This is a genomic window from Pseudoalteromonas sp. N1230-9 (genome assembly GCF_032716425.1).
GTDB lineage: Bacteria > Pseudomonadota > Gammaproteobacteria > Enterobacterales > Alteromonadaceae > Pseudoalteromonas.
The window spans coordinates 2,818,847-2,836,415 of sequence record NZ_CP090419.1; the positions used below are offsets into that span (position 1 = coordinate 2,818,847).

General features: G+C 40.6%; 14 protein-coding genes and 1 tRNA gene. 5 read left to right on the forward strand and 10 right to left on the reverse strand.

Annotation, left to right across the window (positions count from 1 at the left end):
* Positions 1 to 67: 67 nt before the first annotated feature.
* Both LY624_RS13120 and LY624_RS13125 read right to left on the reverse strand, forming a co-directional pair.
* A tRNA-Trp gene (locus LY624_RS13120) sits at positions 68 to 144 on the reverse strand.
* 184 nt (positions 145 to 328) lie between these two features.
* Positions 329 to 1,231, reverse strand: coding sequence for a LysR family transcriptional regulator (locus tag LY624_RS13125; RefSeq protein ID WP_341803168.1), 903 nt, complete (start codon positions 1,229 to 1,231; stop codon positions 329 to 331).
* 102 nt (positions 1,232 to 1,333) lie between these two features.
* Here LY624_RS13125 and LY624_RS13130 point away from each other — a divergent pair, with 102 nt between their 5' ends.
* Entirely contained in the window at positions 1,334 to 2,458 is a 1,125-nt protein-coding gene (locus LY624_RS13130) for an FAD-dependent oxidoreductase (RefSeq protein WP_341803169.1), read from the forward strand.
* Positions 2,459 to 2,546: 88 nt separating this feature from the next.
* Here LY624_RS13130 and guaA read toward each other — a convergent pair whose 3' ends face one another.
* Positions 2,547 to 4,124 carry a glutamine-hydrolyzing GMP synthase gene (gene guaA / locus LY624_RS13135; protein ID WP_130149600.1) on the reverse strand — a complete coding sequence of 526 codons (1,578 nt, stop codon included), beginning with the start codon at positions 4,122 to 4,124 and terminating at the stop codon, positions 2,547 to 2,549.
* A gap of 101 nt (positions 4,125 to 4,225) precedes the next feature.
* Complete coding sequence (guaB, locus tag LY624_RS13140; protein ID WP_237118035.1) at positions 4,226 to 5,695, reverse strand: IMP dehydrogenase; 1,470 nt, start codon at positions 5,693 to 5,695, stop codon at positions 4,226 to 4,228.
* Positions 5,696 to 5,812: 117 nt separating this feature from the next.
* Here guaB and xseA point away from each other — a divergent pair, with 117 nt between their 5' ends.
* Entirely contained in the window at positions 5,813 to 7,165 is a 1,353-nt protein-coding gene (gene xseA / locus LY624_RS13145; RefSeq protein WP_341803170.1) for an exodeoxyribonuclease VII large subunit, read from the forward strand.
* Here xseA and LY624_RS13150 read toward each other — a convergent pair whose 3' ends face one another.
* From LY624_RS13150 to LY624_RS13160, 3 genes are all read right to left on the reverse strand, one after another.
* Complete coding sequence (locus LY624_RS13150) at positions 7,166 to 7,813, reverse strand: hypothetical protein (protein WP_341803171.1); 648 nt, start codon at positions 7,811 to 7,813, stop codon at positions 7,166 to 7,168. It lies immediately after the preceding gene.
* A 27-nt stretch (positions 7,814 to 7,840) separates the two neighbouring features.
* Complete coding sequence (cysE, locus tag LY624_RS13155) at positions 7,841 to 8,665, reverse strand: serine O-acetyltransferase (RefSeq protein ID WP_062569554.1); 825 nt, start codon at positions 8,663 to 8,665, stop codon at positions 7,841 to 7,843.
* 171 nt (positions 8,666 to 8,836) lie between these two features.
* Positions 8,837 to 11,722, reverse strand: a complete 2,886-nt coding sequence (locus LY624_RS13160) for a M16 family metallopeptidase (protein ID WP_341803172.1) — start codon at positions 11,720 to 11,722, stop codon at positions 8,837 to 8,839.
* A gap of 245 nt (positions 11,723 to 11,967) precedes the next feature.
* On the opposite strand from LY624_RS13160, the gene LY624_RS13165 reads away from it, so the two are divergent.
* Complete coding sequence (locus LY624_RS13165; protein WP_341803173.1) at positions 11,968 to 12,924, forward strand: methylenetetrahydrofolate reductase; 957 nt, start codon at positions 11,968 to 11,970, stop codon at positions 12,922 to 12,924.
* On the opposite strand, the gene LY624_RS13170 is transcribed toward LY624_RS13165, so the two are convergent.
* The 3 genes from LY624_RS13170 to LY624_RS13180 all read right to left on the reverse strand — a co-directional run bounded on the left by LY624_RS13170 (position 12,921) and on the right by LY624_RS13180 (position 15,964).
* Positions 12,921 to 13,886, reverse strand: a complete 966-nt coding sequence (locus tag LY624_RS13170) for a sensor domain-containing diguanylate cyclase (protein WP_341803174.1) — start codon at positions 13,884 to 13,886, stop codon at positions 12,921 to 12,923. The genes LY624_RS13165 and LY624_RS13170 overlap by 4 nt on opposite strands.
* Before the next feature lie 47 nt (positions 13,887 to 13,933).
* A complete protein-coding gene (locus tag LY624_RS13175) occupies positions 13,934 to 15,169 on the reverse strand; it encodes a DEAD/DEAH box helicase (protein WP_341803175.1) in 1,236 nt (411 codons plus the stop codon).
* 93 nt (positions 15,170 to 15,262) lie between these two features.
* The gene (locus tag LY624_RS13180) at positions 15,263 to 15,964 is read right to left on the reverse strand and encodes a DUF3581 domain-containing protein (protein ID WP_062569549.1); all 702 of its coding nucleotides are present in this window, start codon (positions 15,962 to 15,964) and stop codon (positions 15,263 to 15,265) included.
* A gap of 519 nt (positions 15,965 to 16,483) precedes the next feature.
* Between LY624_RS13180 and LY624_RS13185 the strand changes: the two genes are divergently transcribed.
* Together LY624_RS13185 and LY624_RS13190 are read left to right on the forward strand one after the other, a co-directional pair.
* Positions 16,484 to 16,885, forward strand: coding sequence for a DUF3019 domain-containing protein (locus LY624_RS13185; RefSeq protein WP_237118029.1), 402 nt, complete (start codon positions 16,484 to 16,486; stop codon positions 16,883 to 16,885).
* Complete coding sequence (locus tag LY624_RS13190; protein WP_130149592.1) at positions 16,882 to 17,568, forward strand: response regulator transcription factor; 687 nt, start codon at positions 16,882 to 16,884, stop codon at positions 17,566 to 17,568. Before LY624_RS13185 ends, LY624_RS13190 begins: the two co-directional genes overlap by 4 nt.
* Position 17,569 lies beyond the last annotated feature (1 nt).

Consider the following 17,569-nt stretch of genomic DNA (forward strand, 5'->3'; position numbering starts at 1 on the left):
ACAACTCAATCATGATTAAGAGCAAGTAATATAAGAAGATTTGCGATTAAAGTAAAGTAGGAAGAAATGGCAGGGGCGGAGAGATTCGAACTCCCAACCGTCGGTTTTGGAGACCGCTGTTCTACCAATTGGAACTACGCCCCTGCAATGACGATGAATTATATAGAGCTTTTTATAAAGGTAAAGTAAAAAAACACGGTTTGCAGTTCAATTGCTTTCAAAATAAACAAAACGGCGAATTAGCAAGCTAACAAAGCTTTTTTAAACATACCCAAGCTATCTGCAAAAACTAAAAGAACCAAACACAGTTATAATCATTTAAAGCGCTTCATTCGCTTGAAAGATAATGTTGCTGAATAACAAGTTGAAGGTACTCAAGAAATGCTTTTACTTTTTTGAACGGATATCTACGCCCAGAATAAAAAGCATACAAAACCAAATCTTCAGGCTCATCTGCTAAGGAATCTATTTTAGTTAACAGCCCTTCTTCTAACTCTTGTCTGCACGCATCATAAGGAAGTATCGCAAAACCTAACCCTTTAAGTGCAGCAGACTTTGCCATATGCCCACTATTTACTTTGTAACGGGATGCAACATTAACTGTGCCTGCTTGTTTGAATTTCCATGGCATTCCTTGTAAGACTGATAAGCTTGTAATACAAGGAAGCTTACCAAGTTCAATCGTTGAATTTGGTTTAGGGTGTTTATCTAGTAAATGAGGAGAAGCTACGACACAACTTGGCCAACGCACTAGCTCTTTTGCAACCCATCCAGAGTCCTCCACAGGGCCTCGTCCAAAACGTATCACTATATCAAACCCTTCTAATAGCCCCTCTTCGGGATTAAGCTGAGTATCACAACTTAACTGAATGTTAGGGTGTTTATAACAAAACTCAGCCATAGCCTCTGCCAAAAACGGTAAATCAGGTGTAATGACTTTTAAATGCCCTGAAACTAAATCACTATTTTGATAGGTTTCTTGTAAAACATCCCCCATAGCAACAAGCAGCGGAGTTAAGTTTTGGTAAAGAAGTTCTCCCGCTTCTGTCGCAACCATTTTTCGTGTTGTACGTTCCAATAACCGTACATTCAACGCTTGTTCTAAAAGTGCAACATGACGGCTCACATTCGATTTGGGAATTTGGCACAGCTCTGCGGCCCGCTTAAAACTTAATTGTTCAAATACTTTCTGGAAGCTAAGAAGCCACTGTAATTCAATATTGTTTAGCAAAACTATCTCAAAAAATGGGATTTACAAACCAAAATTACCATATTTATCCTATCTATTGGACCAGTGATAATCATTTTTTTCTTAAAAACTGGGAAGATTTAAATGAGTTCAATTAAACACATAGCCATTATAGGTGCAGGTATTGCTGGCCTTGCGTTAGCGATATTTGCAAGAAAACAAGGTATCAAGGTTACCTTATTCGAAAAAAACAACAGCTTTTCGACAATCGGTGCAGGTGTTACGTTATGGCCTAATGCGACCTTTGTGCTTGAGCAGCTAGGTTTAATAGATGATTTCAGCCAGCATGGTGGTCAACCAGTTGCTATGCGACATTACGACAAACAAGCTATTCAGCAAAGTGAGTTTAATATTCAAACACTAAACTCTCTGTGTGGCTTTTCAACTATTAGCATATTACGTCGTGACTTAATAAAGATACTTGCTGAGCGACTAAAGAAACTGGGTGCCACTATTCACTTCAACCAAGCCGTCAATACTCAAGACATTGCGCAATTAAAAGATAAGTTTGATCTTGTGGTAGGATGTGATGGACGAATGCAATCGAAAGCTCGAGAGTATCTATATAAAGTGCCTATGCCAACTAAATACCAAGGCTTCATTAATGTAATAGGCACCAGTGAAATTGAGCTGACTCCTTTTGAGCAGACAATTCATGACTTTAGAGATAATAATGAACGCTTTGGTATAGTACCTGTAGCAAACCAACATTGTTACTGGGCTGCTGCATGGCCTAGTAACCTTGATAAAACGAAACCAATGGAGCAGTGGTTTGAAGAAATGCATGAGCGTTTTCAAGATTGGCCTAAAAAAGTTCAACAGGTACTTAATAGTTATAATCCACGCAGCTTAAAGCGCATATTTGTACATGATATTGACCCACTACCCTATTGGCACAAGGAGAATCTCATTATTATCGGCGATGCTGCACATGCTTCCTTACCCACATCGGGGCAAGGTGCTAGCCAAGCACTTGAAGATGCTTGGCACCTAGCTCAATTATTTAAGACCGAATTTAGCCTCAATATTATTTTGAAGAAGTTTTATGAAACTCGTATTCATAAAACCTCCAGCGCCCAAAACATGGGTAGACTAATAGCTCAGCATATCTTTCAACAATCATCTAATTCGGCCACAGATGCACCAAGTATATCCGCAGAAGAGCTCAGTCAACTCTATATGCAAGGACTAGAGTGTTATACCAAATGATAACGACTAAATAACAAAAAACCCGCTTATATAAGCGGGCTTTTGTGTCTTTATAAATATTCAGTACAAGTGACTAGCTTAAAGTGAATTATTCCCACTCGATTGTTGCCGGTGGCTTACCTGAAATATCGTAAACAACACGTGAAATACCATCGATTTCGTTGATGATACGGTTAGAAACCACACCTAAGAACTCATAAGGTAGATGTGACCAACGTGCCGTCATAAAGTCGATTGTTTCTACACAACGTAGTGATACAACCCAGTCGTATTTACGCGCATCACCCATTACACCTACCGATTTAACTGGTAAGAATACAGTGAAGGCTTGACTTACTTTGTGGTAAAGCTCTGCTTTGTGTAGCTCTTCAATGAAGATAGCATCTGCGCGACGTAGTAAGTCACAGTACTCTTTCTTGATTTCACCAAGTACACGAACACCTAAACCAGGTCCTGGGAATGGGTGGCGGTAAAGCATGTCGTAAGGTAGGCCAAGCTCAAGACCAATTTTACGCACTTCATCTTTGAATAGCTCACGTAACGGCTCTACAAGACCCATTTCCATGTCGTCTGGTAAACCACCTACGTTGTGGTGAGACTTGATTACGTGTGCTTTACCTGTTGCTGATGCAGCAGATTCGATTACGTCTGGGTAGATAGTACCTTGACCTAACCATTTAGCGCTTTTCAGCTTTTTAGCTTGCTCGTCAAATACTTTAATGAAGGTATGACCAATCGCTTTACGCTTATCTTCTGGGTCTGACTTACCTGCTAAGTCTGCTAAGAATTGATCTTCAGCATCTACTTTAACAATGTTTAGGCCAAACTTGTTACCGAACATGTCCATAACTTGCTGACCTTCGTTTAAACGAAGAAGACCGTTATCAACGAATACACACGTCAGCTTGTCGCCAATTGCACGGTGAATAAGCATGGCTACAACAGATGAATCAACACCACCTGATAAACCTAAGATAACTTCATCATCACCTACAGTTTCCTTAATACGCTCAATCGCATCGTCGATGATTTTAGCTGGTGTCCATAGCTTTTCACAGCCACAGATATCAATTGCAAAACGCTCAAGTAAACGTTGACCTTGATGCGTATGAGTTACTTCAGGGTGGAACTGTACGCCGTAGAAACGCTTTTCTTCCCAAGACATTGCAGCATGTGGGCATGTTGACGTTTTAGCCGTTGTTTTGAAAGTCTCTGGTACTTCCATCACTTTATCGCCGTGGCTCATCCAAACGTCAAGTACGCCTGCACCGCCGTCAGTAATGTGGTCTTCGATAGCGTCAAATAACGCACAATCACCTACTTTTTCAACCTGCGCATAACCAAACTCTTTCTTATCAGAGCTGTGTACACTACCACCCAGTTGCGTTGCCATTGTTTGCATGCCGTAACAAATACCAAGTACTGGAACGCCTGCGTTAAATACATACTCAGGAGCACGTGGGCTGTTTTCAAGTGTTGTAGACTCAGGGCCACCCGACAAAATAATACCTTGTGGATTAAATTCGCGGATTTGCTCTTCAGTTACATCCCATGCCCATAGCTCACAGTAAACACCAATCTCACGTATACGACGTGCGATTAACTGTGTGTATTGCGAACCAAAATCTAAAATGAGAATTCGTGAATCGTGAATGTCTTTGCTCATGGAGTATCTCGTTAGTCAGGAACTGCTCTCCCAAAGGGAGATGATAAATAAATTAGGGCTAGCAAAAGCTAGCCCATTGTAATTTCAATACCTTAAGGTTATTAACCTAAGCGGTAGTTTGGCGCTTCTTTAGTGATTTGCACATCGTGAACATGTGATTCACCCATACCAGCTGAAGTAACACGAACAAATTGAGGTTTAGTATTTAACTCTTCAATTGTTGCACAGCCAGTTAAGCCCATTGCACTGCGAAGACCGCCCACTTGTTGATGGATGATTGTCGCGATAGGGCCTTTATAAGCAACACGGCCTTCGATACCTTCAGGAACAAGCTTGTCTGCTTCGTTCGATTTTTGGAAGTAACGGTCTGATGAACCTTCTTTTTGGTTCATAGCGCCAAGGCTACCCATACCACGGTAAGACTTGTAGTAACGACCTTGGTATAGCTCAACTTCACCTGGTGCTTCTTCAGTACCCGCTAACATTGAACCCACCATTACACATGATGCACCGGCAACAAGTGCTTTTACGATGTCACCTGAGAAACGAATACCACCGTCAGCGATAACAGGAATATCGCGGCCTTTTAAGCCTTCAACTGCGTCAGAAATCGCTGTAATTTGTGGTACACCACAACCTGTTACGATACGAGTAGTACAGATAGAACCTGGGCCAATACCTACTTTAACAGCGTCAACACCCGCATCAGCAAGGGCAATCGCACCTTCAGCTGTTGCAACGTTACCTGCTACGATTTGTAGATCTGGGTATGCTTGACGTGTTTGAGCAACACGGTCGATTACACCTTGTGAGTGACCATGTGATGTATCGATAAGTAATACGTCAACACCTGCTTCAACAAGAGCTGCGATACGCTCGTCAGTACCTGCGCCAACACCAACAGCGGCACCTACACGAAGACGACCTTGCTCATCTTTACATGCGTGTGGCTTGTCTTGTGCTTTTTGATAATCTTTTACAGTGATCATGCCTTTTAGTTTAAATGCATCATCAACAACAAGAATTTTTTCGATACGGTGCTCGTGCATTAAACCTAAGATCTCATCACGGTCTGCACCTTCTTTAACAGTTACTAACGAATCTTTTTTCGTCATCACTGTAGAAACAGGCTGCTCAAGTTTCGTTTCAAAACGCATATCACGGCTTGTAACAATACCTACAAGGTTATTGTCAGCGTCGGTTACAGGGAAACCTGAAAAACCTTTATCTTCTGCTAATGCCATGGCATCAGCAATTGTTAGATCCGCAGTCACAGTAACAGGGAAAGAAACAATGCCTGCTTCGTACGTTTTAACTTTACGTACGTTTTTAGCTTGCTCTTCAATTGTCATGTTTTTGTGGATGAAACCTAAACCGCCCTCTTGCGCTAGCGCAATCGCTAAACGAGCTTCTGTTACAGTATCCATAGATGCTGAAACTAGTGGCAAGTTAAGATTGATACCACGCGTTAAGCGAGTTGAAATATTTGCCGTGTGTGGCAAAACAGTAGAATGACCTGGTACTAGTAGTACGTCGTCAAAGGTAAGAGCTTCTTTAGCAATTCTAAGCATATTGGCAACTTCTCACATGTGGATCTGAGTATAAGGAATTGCGGCCAAATTTTATCAGCGTTCTAAACCCGAGTAAATAAAATTGTGCAATTATTTATGATAAAGTAGCCTTAGTTTATGGCAAAGAGATTAAATTTAGCTGCAATGGGTAATTCACAAGACATTTATACCGTATCACGCCTTAATAAAGAGATCCGAAGTGTGCTAGAACGCGGCTTTTCTTCTTTAGTGTTAAGTGGTGAAATTTCAAACTTTATTGCGCCTGCTTCAGGGCATTGGTATTTCACATTAAAAGACGATCGCGCACAAGTAAAAGCAGCTATGTGGCGCGGTAATAATCGTGGCCAAACATTTCGCCCAGTAAATGGCGCACAAGTCACTGTGCGTGCCCGTGTATCTTTGTATGAACCACGTGGTGATTATCAACTGATTGTTGAGCATATGGCACCTGCTGGTGAAGGCTTATTAAAACAAGAGTTCGATGCGCTTAAAATGCGCCTTGCCGCCGAAGGCCTGTTTAGCTCGGCTTATAAAAAGCCATTGCCAACAAATATCAATCGCGTTGGCGTGATTACCTCAGCCACAGGTGCGGCCATCCGCGATATTTTAACCGTTTTGAAACGCCGTGCTCCCCAACTTGAAGTGGTGATTTATCCGGCCATGGTGCAAGGCGCTGATGCTCACAGCCAACTAATAGAAAAAATAAACATCGCTAATCAACGTAATGAAGTAGATGTACTGATATTGGGTCGTGGTGGAGGTTCATTAGAAGATTTATGGTGTTTTAACCATGAGTTACTGGCACGCGCCATTTATGCCAGCAACCTGCCTATTGTCAGTGCTGTGGGTCATGAAGTAGATACCACTATCAGTGACTATGTTGCAGATATACGCGCTGCCACACCTTCTGCAGCAGCCGAGTTGGTCAGTCCAAATAGTGAAGAGTTACATAGCAGAGTAAATCAGCTTGTTAGGCATTTAAATCATGCCTTTAAACATGCTTTGGCAGTTAAACGTACTACAGCGACGCAATTTGAGCATCGCTTACAACTTTGTCACCCTCGAAATCAACTCAATCAGCAGGCACAAAAGCTGGATGAATTAAGCCTTGCTTTACATCGTGCTATGCAAAGTAAAATTCAGCGCCATGAACGAGTACTTGGCAACCTTACTCCTCGTTTAATGCAAAGCTCACCAGAAAAACAACTTACTCGCTATGAGCACTTGCTTACACAGCTTCAAGGTCGTTTAACACAAGCTATAAAGCACCAACTTACAACATCCCGTAATCATCTATCACTGCAGGCGAGCCGCTTAGATTCAGTCAGTCCACTAAGTGTATTAGCACGTGGTTATAGCATTACTAAAAACAAACAAGGTCAGGTGGTGAAATCAGTGTCACAGGTTAATAGCGGAGAATTGCTCACCACTGAATTGGCAGATGGCCAGTTGCAATCAAAAGTGGTTTGATTAGTCTGTACTTACAACGATGACTAGCTCATCGTCACTCGATGTGGTGGAAGTATATTTAAACTGTTTCCACCAGCTTTGCAGCATTAAATCATCTGTTATATTTCGCCAATAATGCTCAGGAAGTACTGCAACGTCATCTGGGCGTTGTAACTTAAACTGACAAACAGAACTTTTACACTTAGAGATGCTAACATTTGGCTGTATAGGTAAGTCAGCCATAATTAAAAAGTCACTCATAGCTGTTTCAACTTGATAGGCCCATGCTTCATTGCGTTCTTGCTGTGCTAAAAGCGTGTAAAGCTTATCAAGGTGGGAGTCTATTTCATCGGATGTAAGTGCGTTAGTGCGATAACTTGCAATCACAGCCTGCTGGCTCTCGACTTGTAATTCAAGTTCGACAATTTGCTGCTTAAGCGCTTCTTGAGTTAATTCTTCAGGTGAAGTTTGATGCCCAACCTTAGAAACTCCACTCACACTAATAGGTGCAACTGGTGCTGCTTGCTCAGAAATAGCCGGCTCTATAACACTTATTTGCGTCCGCTCTGAAGTTGGTAAAACGGTGTTATCAGTTTGAAGCATAAACATGATGATAGCGCCACAAATAAATGACGCTACAATCGACAAACCAAACGCTAATTTAGACAAGGTTCTTTTGCTCTTTATTGTAAAGAACTACAGCATTGCACTGGTATGAGATGCATTGCTTGCGCTTGTGGTGCTGTCATCAAGAAAGTTTTGATTCATACTTTCCGCTGGACAAGGGCAGCTCGGTTTACCCACCACTTTAGCAGGTACCCCAACAACGGTTGTATGTGCTGGAACAGGACTTAATACCACAGAGTTTGCACCTATGCGTGCGCCCTCTCCTACTTCAATGTTACCCAACACTTTCGCACCGGCACCAATCAACACACCCGCGCGAATTTTAGGATGGCGATCACCTTGTTCGTTGCCCGTACCACCTAAAGTAACTGATTGAAGAATCGATACATTATCTTCAATAACCGCTGTTTCACCGATTACAATCCCTGTTGCATGGTCAAACATAATACCATGACCCACTTTACAAGCAGGGTGAATATCAACACCAAACACTTCAGAAGTTCTACTTTGAATAAAGCGAGCAAGTTCTTTTCGGTTCTGTAACCAAAGACAGTTTGCAAGTCGGTGTGCTTGTATTGCATGAAAGCCTTTTAAGTTAAGTATCACCGTTAAGTAGCTATCTGCGGCAGGGTCACGATCTTTTACTGCTTTTATATCATGAGCGACATGGGTCAACATCAAATCACACTTAACAAAGGCCTGGTCAAACAATTCACGAATTGTGAATGCTGAAACCACTGCATCCGCCAACTTATTAGCAACAATAAAACTTAGCGCCGAGCCCAAACACTCATGATTTAACACACACGAATAAACGTGACTTGCTAAAAGAGGTTCACGAGTAACGACTTCGTTTGCTTCTTCGCGAAGCTTTTGCCAAATTTCATGACGCATAATTTTGCCTTTCTGGTTGTACCTAACTGCTATTACTTAAGTTTAACGGATTTGTAGCAAGATGTACTAACCCGTTGTTTATTTGTTCTGGTTATATCTAATAACCAGAGTGTCATCGTTATTTGCTATTAAACATAAAAAATGCCCCTAGACAGGGGCATTGATTAGTTATTATTGAAATACTTTTTCGACATCAAGTACTTTAATATTTTTCGCCGGTATCGCAAGTTTATAGTCTGCAATCACTTTATCTTCAGCTACAAGCTCTGCTGGTTTTTCAGCGTTGTACACCATAGGCGATGTTTGCTCTGATGCTAAGCGTTTTTGCATGTCTTTGCCGTCACCAGTAATAAACACATAGTGGATATTCTCTGTTTGCAAGTTATCGCGAATAACACGGTTAACATCATCAAGGGTTAGCTTTTCAAGCTTGCCGCGCACATAGTCAACAAAGCTCTCTGTGTTATAGAACTCACTATCAAGCGCATAGCCTAATTGGCGATCTTGGCTTGCAACCATTTGTGGCACAAAGTTAATTAAGAAGTTACGCGTCGCTTCAAAGTCTTCTTTACTAATACCCTCTTTAATTAGCTTATCAAGCTCAAACAGCGCCGTACGTGTTGCAAAGTGCGCGTCGTTATTTGAACGAAGCGGACGTAACCACACTTGGAAAATTTGTTCTGAACGACCTAAGTTAGCATCAGGTTTAGTTTGGAACATACCACGCGGGAAGTACTCAATATATGCATAGTCACCATAGTTCATACCACGGGTTTGACGAATACGCTGATACAAGAAGCTGTTTGAGCTGCGATGTTCACCAAAGTAAGAGCGTACTAACCAAAGTGCGGTCCAATCATCACTGCTACGAATAGTATCGATTGGGAAACCAAATGACACAGCGGTAGATTGCGCTGATTTTTCAACAATCGTTGCATGATGCCCTTTTAGCACTGGCGCATCAGGGATCGTTAAGCGGCTTTCTTTACCATGTGGAAGCGATGTTAAGTCTTTCAGCATAGTTGATTTAACATCACTCGGAATCGCACCAATTAAACCCACAGTTAACTTAGATTGGGTAAACTGATTAGCATAAAACGCTTTTACATCGTCAAGCGTCAACGCTTCAAGATCTGATAAATCACCATAGTTATAGCTTTCGTATGGATGGCCTTTATAAAGCTGATGATAAAGCACTTCTTTACCTAACTCTTCGTCATTTGACGCTTTCAGACCCGCTTTAATGCTATCAATAAGCTCTTTTTTCAGACGCTTGAAATCATCTTCTCTAAAGCCAGGATTTAACAATTGATCGCTAACAAGTGCATACCACTTGGCAGCATTGTCTTTATGCACACGACCACGTAGTGAAATCATCTCTTTATCGATTTGATAGCCAAAGCTTCCCGCCAGTGGGTATAACGCTTTTTGAATATCTTTGTAGCTCATAGTTTCAGAGCCACCTTGCGCTAGCATTGCAGCAGTGAGTACCGCTAAGCCTTTTTTGCCTTGTGGATCAGCCGCTGCACCGGTATTGAATAACCAGTTAACATCAACCAGTGGCGAGCTATTTGTTTTATCAAGTACTTTAAAATGACGCTCTGTTGGGGCTTGCTCAATATTCGCCACTGCCTCGTTTAAGTCAACCTCGTGATCAAAGCCTGCCACTTTATCAAGCGCCGACATTGTCACTGTGGTGCGGCTTGAATCAACAAAATATTTGTTTGCTACCGCTTTGATATCTTCTGGAGTGATGCTATCAGCAGTTGCATACAGTTGGTTTATCACTTCAGGGTCGCGCTCAAAGTGCATGTAGCTTGCAAGCGTTGAGGCAATTGACTGCGATGAATCAAGACCATTAATAAAACTGTATTTTAAGTTAGATTTTAAATCAGCTAACTTTTGCGCATCAACAAGCTCCGTGCGCGCTTGTGCATAAGTACGGTTAATCGCATCACGCGCTTTTGCAAGGTCCGCTTCGTTTTCGACTTTTACAAAAACATGTAATAACCCAGGATCTTTAGTATCAGGGTTATAGGTAAACATTTGGCTGGCAATTTGTTTATCAACAACAAGCTCTTGATAAAGTGCCGAGTTGTTTGAGAAATAAAGCTGTGAGATCAAACCAAGGGCTGCGCGGTCTTTTTGAGTTGGATCCCATGCTGTGCCTTTGTAAGACACAAGCAACCAGTGACCTGGTAAACCATCATTTTTTTCATGCACATATTTTGCTGCTTGTTGTTTTGGTTCAACAGGAATATCAGCTTGGTAATCACCTTTTTCCCAGTTGCCCCAGTGCTTTTTCACCATTGCCATGGTTTCTTGTGGATCAACATCACCAACAATAACTAAAGATACATATTCAGGTTTATAAAACTTAGCGAAGAACTCTTTACCATACGCCATTTGATCAGGCATAGCTTCAATGTCTTCAAAAAAGCCCATAGTGGTATGCTTATACGTATGCTTTTCGAATGCTTCATTACGAACAGCAGAAAGTAATTTACGAATTGGGCTGGCATTATTCTTTAGATATTCCCCTTTTACAGTCAGCGCTTCAGTGCGGAACTGCTCTTCGCTGTACGTCAGATTTTGAAAAATATCCGCTTCGATTTCGAGTACTTTATCTAAGTGTTCTTTTGAGAAGTTTAAGTGGTAGTTAGTGTAATCATTGGTTGTGTATGCGCGATTATCAACACCTGAGTTTTTTAGAATATCTGAATACACATCTTGCGGGAATTTTTCAGAGCCTTTAAACATCATATGCTCAAAGAAGTGTGCAAAACCGGTTTTACCTGCTTCAACCTCATTACGTGAACCAACCGATACTGGAATTTGCAGTGATACAACATCTGGGTAATCTGTTTTTACCACCATTACACGAAGACCGTTTTCAAGCTCTTCTAATAGGTAATCTTGGCTAAATACACGATTATCATCTTGGCTTACTGACTGCTCAACCTCGACTTCTTTAACCATCGTTGACTGTGAATTGCTTGCGCATCCGCCGAGCGCTAGCGTGACAGCAACGGCTGTTGCTAATAATCTAAATTTCATTATGTTCCCTTGTTAGTTATTTTTCTCATAGTTATTAACCGTTGATTATGCACCAAAGTACCAGAAAATATGAGGGTTGAAGGCAGAATTAATGTAAACAGGTGTGTCAGTTTTTACGAACAACGGCCTTTTAAGTTGAGCAAAATTCATAGTCATTGAAAAACTTTCACGAAAAAAATCTATCTAGACGTCTAAATGGCTGCTATATTATCCTCATAGACGCAACTACAGCTGGAATGAGGATTATGGCTTTATCATTACAAGAGAAAATTGAAGACACCAATCAAGGTGTTTACCTTATTGGTACCACACCGCCTAAATCTGGCACTGATAAAGCTCAGCTTGAAACCATTGCGCAAAAGCTATTAGGTCGTTTACACGAAATTGAATACGATGGTGTGATTATCTATGACATTCAAGATGAAAGTAGTCGTACGGCAAAACCACGCCCATTTCCATTCAAAGAAACCGTCGATCCACGTGAGTACTCTCATTTATTACGTAACTTGTCTCAACAAGATGTTATTACGTACAAAAGCGTTGCTCAACGCGGTGAAGCTGAGTTTAACGAATGGCTAGCAGAAACTCGTAATGATTTTGATTTAAAAAACTTAGTGTTAGTTGGTAGCCCATCATCTCATGGCGATATCAAATTGAGCCTGCCTGATGCTTATAAAACACTTCAAAAACAAGATAATGATATATTTTTAGGTGGCGTTACCATAGCTGAGCGTCATGCTAGCAAACGCAATGAGCATGAGCGATTGCTTGAAAAAACTGAGCAAGGTTGTCAGTTTTTTATCTCCCAAGCTGTGTATAACGCACAGGCTACAATCGACTTAATCACCAGTTATGCGCGTAGCTGTAAAGCACTTGGCATTTCACCGAAACGAATCATTCTTACTTTCACCCCCTGTGGTGGTGAGAAAACACTTGAGTTTATGCAGTGGTTGGGTATATCTGTACCAGAGGCAACAAAATGGCGCATGCTTGATTCCGCGAACCCACTAAGCGAGTCTGTACGTATTTGCCGTGAAAACCTCGACCTAATATTGCAAAGTTGCGCTCATTTAAATGTACCGCTTGGCTTAAATATTGAGAGTTTAACTAACCGTAAAGAAGAAATTGATGCATCTATCAATCTTTACCGTTTACTTAAAGCAACGATGGAATTAAACCTAGCAGAGAAGCAAATAGCCTAATCACGTTTATAGGCTTGCTTTTTCTCATACATATCTTCGTCTGCACGTTTTAGAAGATCAGCAAATGTTTCATTATGTTGAGTAAGCATCGCATAGCCGATACTGAGGCTAAGTTCTGGCAAGCCCTGACTTTGCAGGTTTGCCTTAAACTTGGTCTCAAGCTTTTTCATAATCGTATCGATACAATCACCACTCGTTGCTTGAAGAAGGGCAACAAACTCATCACCACCTAGTCGACCGATAATATCAGCCTCTCGTAAGGTGCCTTTCATTGAGTCAGCAAGGCTAATTAGAGCTTGGTCTCCCACCTCATGACCAAAATTATCATTAAGCGGTTTAAAGTTATTAACATCAATAAATAAGCAGCATACTTCAAAGCCTAGACGAGCTGCTAGATTTAATTTATGTTGCGAGAGTAAGTCCAAGGCGCGACGGTTATAAATATTCGTTAATGGGTCTAGCATGGCAATTTCACGCATTTGTGCGAAGCTATCTAACAATGCTAAATCATCTTCAACCATGTCTCTGAGTTGCTTTATGAGTTCTATTAGGCTTGGTTGATAATCAGTTTGTTCAAAATCCATCACACAAAATGTGCCAAATGGTTCTCCATTAGGCCAACAAATTGGCACACCTAAATATGATTCAATGCCATCTTTACTATAAGGACTGTCATGCCATTGACTGTCCTCACTCACATGAGGAACATAAAGCGGTGCTAAGTCGCGCAAAACTTGCTTGCAAAAGATATTATCGTCAGCATTTGATTCTGCCCCCACATCATAGGGGTTTTCTTGTTGTTTGCTTGACACAATGATGCGATACGCACCATTGTTTTTTTGCACGATAAAACCAGCTGGTGCGGAAAATAGCTCAGTCATTAAATCAATTGTTTTTTGCCACTTTTGTAGCGAAAACTGGTTGTCCGGTTGACGAAATGCACATTTATTGGCTTCAAACATACTACACACTCAAATTAACCAGTGGATAGTTTAAATATACGCCAAATTTAACGACGTCTCGGACTTTTTTTTCCTAAAATACGTTTTTTATCTCGTGAACGACGTGCTTTATTGGTGTTTTTTCTGATTTGTTTCGGCTCTTTGCTTAAATCAGGTTCATAACCTGGTAACCATTGAGGTGTAAGGCGTGTATCGAGCAAAATATCAATCTCATCAAGCAGGTATTGTTCGTCAATACTCACCAGCGACATTGCAAAACCTTTCTCACCCGCTCGCCCTGTGCGGCCAATTCGGTGCACATAATCCTCTGCAACATAAGGCAGCTCATAGTTTATCACGTACCTTAAAGAGGCAATATCAAGACCACGTGCAGCAACGTCTGTTGCCACAAGCACACGCGTTGCGCCAGATTTAAAGTTTTGTAGTGCCTTGTCACGTGCGCCTTGGCTTTTATCACCGTGAATGGATTCTGTTTTTAAGCCGTCTTTGCACATTTCTTTAGCAAGTAAATCAGCGGTTTGTTTGGTGCGGGTAAATATCAGCACTTGTTGCCAGTTTTTCATACCAATCATATGTGACACCAGCTCGCGCTTACGGTCTTCATCAACCGCATAAACAACTTGCTCTACTTCTGTCGCAGCGGAATTACGTTTATTCACCTCAACCAGCTTAGGGTCATTTAAGAGCTGTTTGCTAAGGTTAAAAATGCTGTCGTCAAATGTGGCTGAAAAAAGTAAGGTTTGACGCGCTTTTGGCACATGTCGCAAGATACGTTTTATCTCGTCGATGAACCCCATATCAAGCATGCGATCAGCCTCATCAAACACCAAGGCATTAATGTTTGAAAGCTTAATACTGCCTTTAATCACATGATCAAGTAAGCGCCCAGGTGTTGCTACCACAAGCTGTGCGCCTTTTATGGCTTTGATCTGTGGCCCAATACTGGCACCGCCATAAGCAAGAGCTGCTTTTATATCAGTATGCGCAGCATAGCGCTCTACACTTGCAAATACTTGCTGAGCAAGCTCGCGAGTAGGCGTTAAAATAAGTATTTTAACCGTGTCAGGAAGTGTCTCTTCAGATAACAAATTATGCAGCAGAGGTAACACAAACGCTGCTGTTTTACCTGTTCCTGTTTGTGCACTGCCCATCACATCAGCGCCCGATAAAATAAGCGGGATTGTCTGCGCTTGAATTGCAGTTGGGGTTTGATAATTTTCCGCTTGCAGAGCTTCTAAAAGTTCGGGGGCAAGGTTTAATTCTGAAAAAGTCGCTACTGACATGATATGAAGTACATTGGCTATAAAGCGAGTATTGTACGCACATGGCCACAAACAAAAAAGGCGCTAATGCGCCTTTTATCTAAAACAGTACTATTAAGCGTGGTTTAATGTACTTTTACGTTGATTATAAAAACTAATTAATTCATCAACCGTTGCTTGGCAATACTCGCGAATGCCAGAAACAACCATGTGTTTTTCACCTGAACCGACTTTCTCACCATTTTCTAGTAAATTAAATCGTAAGATAATTTTTCCGCGCTTGCCTGTGTAAGTAAAATCAGGTTCAACAAACTCAAGCTCTGGCTCTTCGATATCAAGACGCTCTAGATTAATTAGCATTGATTCATAAATAACCATAGGTCTTGCAGGGTTAATCATTACATCTTGTTTCGCCATTAATGGGATAATAACATGCGGAAATGCGGCACCTGAAAACTCAACATAGTTCTTAATCAAACTATTTGTAAGTTTAGCGCATTGGCTTACAGCCCCTTCACGCTTCACTTTAAGCATGATTTTATCACCATCAGTAATGGCAAATTCATCAGCCCCAGCAGGAAAAGTTAATTGCGATGTTTCATCCACCATGCCTGCAAAAGTAAATTCCATTTTCTCACTGATGCCGTATTGGTTTAATACAAGTGAAAAAAGAAGATCACCGGGTACACAAAACTTTTTTGCATCGATGTCGTGAAGAGGATTGAAATCATCCGCTACAGACTTAGCAAAACGACTTCCCTGCTCACGAGAGATAGAAACGTAATCAGCGTGCTGCTGATAATAAGGACTTAACATAATTGTTCACTGCTTAAACTACTCATAACCTGACTATACTACCAGAAAAAACATGTTGAGAGGTCGAATCTGTTCACAATTCAACTTTTGAGAGCAAAATGTATATGAATGATTACGAAGAATGCTTGAAAAACAACCAGGGGTATTTTGTATCTTTTTGTACACAACTGTTAACAAGTAAAGACTGATGAACAATTTTCACACAAAGTAATTTAATGATAAATTACTAGCAAAGAATAAATTGATATTCATTTTTCTATAAAAAACAATCCCCTATTTTTTACAGCAACATCTCCCTTAAGTGAGGCCATATATAACAAGCGTCAATTTGTTGCAAAAGTTTAAAATAAGGTATGATAAACATGCTTTTTTATTATGTATTCACCACACTCTCCCTGCTACAAATTAAAATAACAACATAAGTAATTGGGCTCATACATTGAGTTTGGCTGAAAAAACAGTATTTAATGGTTTATATCACTTTGCACAAACACATCAAAAAGAGAAAGGTTTGATTAAATGATCAACCAATTAAGTTGGATATCACTGCTTTTATGTTTATCAGTAATATCAACAAACTCTCAGGCACAAAAAATCGATGCTCCTTTTTTTAAGGTATCACCGGTTTTGTGTATTACTGATGTAAAACAAAAAATGTGTGAATTTAAAGTACAAATACACTTTAGAATTGCACCATACCGTGAGCTTTGCTTAGAAATAACACAACGTCCACAGCACACTCAGTGTTACACACAAACAAGTTTGATCATTGAAAAGCTGAATATCAAAACAGAGCACCCACTAACAATAAAGTTAATCAACCCATTAAATAATAAAATTGTTCAACAACAACTTCTATCGATAGCAAGTTATGAAGCTAAAGATTTCCGTATAAAACGACGCTTTGGCTGGAGTTTATGATGCAGCATATTTTTTTAATTGAAGATGATATTAAGCTAGCCAGCTTAATCCAAAAATTTTTATTAAAGCACGGCTATACAATTGATGTTTTCAATACCGCTCAAGCTTACCACAATGGTGAGATCACGTTTCTACCCTCTCTAATTATCTGCGATATCATGCTACCTGATGGGAATGGCTTTGAGTTAATTACTCAATTAAAAGAAAAGTATAGTTGTCCTGTGATTTTTTTAACCGCTTTAGACTCAGTACAATCTCAGATAAAAGGCCTTGATCTCGGCGCTTATGATTACCTGATTAAGCCAATAAAACCGGAGCTTTTATTAGCAAAGATTAAAACAATTATTGCCCACACAGTAGGTCAAAGTGATAACTCTGACACACATGGTCCTTTGCGGATTGATAATCTTAAGAAGGACATTTATTTCCAATGTACGGCACTTAACCTTAATGAAAGCGAGTTTGAAATTATCGCCTATCTTGCAAAAAACAGCCCGTTACCCGTCTCCAGAGAAATCCTTTTTAAGCATGTTATAGGCCGAGAATATGATGGTTTAGACCGTGCTATAGACTTAAAAATTAGTCGCTTACGAAAAAAACTAAAAGACACTATCAACCAACACAGTAACTCTCTTGATATTAAGTCTGTTCGCGGCAAAGGGTATAGCTTGGATATAACATAAA